General features: G+C 41.0%; 2 protein-coding genes. Both read right to left on the bottom strand.

Going from position 1 to position 2,044, the window contains the following annotated elements; genetic code table 11:
- Window positions 1–322, bottom strand: a 322-nt coding sequence (locus tag ACQ661_RS12620; protein ID WP_431668582.1) for a hypothetical protein, incomplete at its 3' end; no start/stop codon positions are given.
- Window positions 323–401: 79 nt separating this feature from the next.
- Entirely contained in the window at window positions 402–2,018 is a 1,617-nt protein-coding gene (locus tag ACQ661_RS12615; RefSeq protein WP_431668581.1) for a DUF4435 domain-containing protein, read from the bottom strand.
- Window positions 2,019–2,044: the final 26 nt, after the last annotated feature.

The following is a 2,044-nucleotide window of genomic DNA, read 5'->3' as shown; positions in this document are numbered from 1 at the left end:
GCTGGGTTTGATGTTGAGTACTGGAAATGGTTATCAGCTGACTAAGAAGTTCTGACTTCTCCTTTTCGAGTTTTTGAACCTCTTTTTCTTTTCTTTTGGCCTCTCGGGTTACTGAAATCAACTTCCCGATAGAAAAATTATCGAAACTCTCCGACAAAACCAAAATAAGCAAAAGAAGAAGTAAAGTAACAATGCCAGAGTTTATCTGGCCCTTAGGCTCAACTCCGAAGTAACTGAAGGCAATCATTGAGGCCAATAGAAGGCAGAAAAGTACTATTAGCACTCTTACAAACCAATTTTCTTTTTTATCTGGATCGTCCATAGATTCCCTTAATTGCTAACGCTGCGCTCACCGGTAAATTAGAAGTGCAGAGAGTAATTTTTCCGTGTGCAGCGCTTTGTTATTCGATTTTTTTGCTGAAGGCCCCAAAGTACCCCTTCAAAGCATTTGTTATTTCTAGCTTTTTTTCGCTATTGGCTAGCCTGACAACGAATTCGGCTAGTTCCCCGTGAGCCAAACCAAGGTGCTTGCTGAGTTGACGAGCCAGTGACTTTCTGTTGTATATTCGAAGCGCCAACAAGTAATCATTTTCAGTTACTGCTCGATTAAATAAAGCTTCACTCTCAGCATAGAGCGAACTTATATCAATACTTTCACATAATGATGTTAGCGATTCGCGCAAAGCATCTTTTCCTTTTGATTTTTCGTCAAAGCAATTCAACCTGAATTTGATCTCATTAGCTACGCGCAGTGAAATCTGAGTTTCCAATTCGGAACTTATTTTTTTAAGAACAAATTCAGCAGAAGCCTCACAATCAGCATCTGGATCTCTTGCAAGTCTTTGACTAACGACTTTGATTATCTCAGGGACGCAAAAGAGGTTTTCTACTTCGGAAACCTCAAGGGTAAAAATCCCATGCTCCTGCAAAGCCGCGATCTCTGCATCTATTCGTCGGTCTCGATCAATTATTCCGAAAACATCTAAGTGATGCAGCTGATCGCTTGCCCTAAGAGCCTTGACCAACTGAATTACTTGACTGCAAGAGCCACTTGGGATCACTAAATAGTCGCTCAACACGGACCGATACAAAGATGTATCGTAACTCCCATTCTCCCCTTCAACAAAAACCACGGGCTTTCTACTACCAAGAACTTCTATCAACAATGATTCAGGAAGTCCTTCAACCTCATTAACTACTTCCCAGCTCCAGTTAGACCCATCAAAAGATTTCAGCCATATTTTCTTTGATTCATGCAGAGAAGAAGCGAAGTCTACATCGTGTGTCATGTAAACGAACAAACAGTCAGACCTTAAACCTTCAATTTCTCTCCATAATGGTGCTTGTACCGACTTATGAAGATGAAGCTCGGGTTCATCGATAATTATTATTCCATCTCTAGGTGCAGCCAGACATTGACCAATAAGATAAAAGATTACCCGTTCGCCATCACTCATTTCTGATGCGTTATAGGCTTTTTCTTTGTCACCCTTAACACACGTTTGAATTCTAAGCCCACCTAGAATCAACTCTCTGTGCGGAAGAACCTTTTCCCACACCCGCTTTACTAGATCCAGTTTAGTTATGGGTGGATCAACTTTCTCACTGGTAGCTTTTGATGCGCTTAAGTATTTTGCACTCTCCTCAGTATGATCTGAGAATAGATAAACCATCAACTTCTCATAATCATTTAGAAGAAAAGTGGATGGCTTTCGGCCCCATCGGCTACTTTGCTTATAGACCCAATTATTGCTAACTTCAGCCTGAGCGCTACCATATAGTAGTTCTTTCTCCGCCATATCTATTGATTTTGGCGTTGTGTTATCCGGCATAGAAAGCGACTTCTGAGCTGATATTCTATGCACCTTATCCTTTTGTGGTGACGTGCTCTCTATCCAAGCTCCTAAGCGGGTTTTACCCGATCCGTTGGCACCTATGAATAACAAACTTTGCCGCGTTTGAACTATTTCAGTTCCGCCACCTTTTTTAGGTAACTCCAGATTAAAAATATTTTCCATAACTTTTTTATCTCAATCTATGGACG

The organism is Pseudidiomarina sp. WS423 (genome assembly GCF_050750165.1).
Taxonomy (GTDB): Bacteria; Pseudomonadota; Gammaproteobacteria; order Enterobacterales; family Alteromonadaceae; genus Pseudidiomarina; species Pseudidiomarina fusca.
The sequence above is the reverse complement of the archived record's forward strand: the minus strand, read 5'-3'. Positions and strand labels throughout refer to the sequence as shown.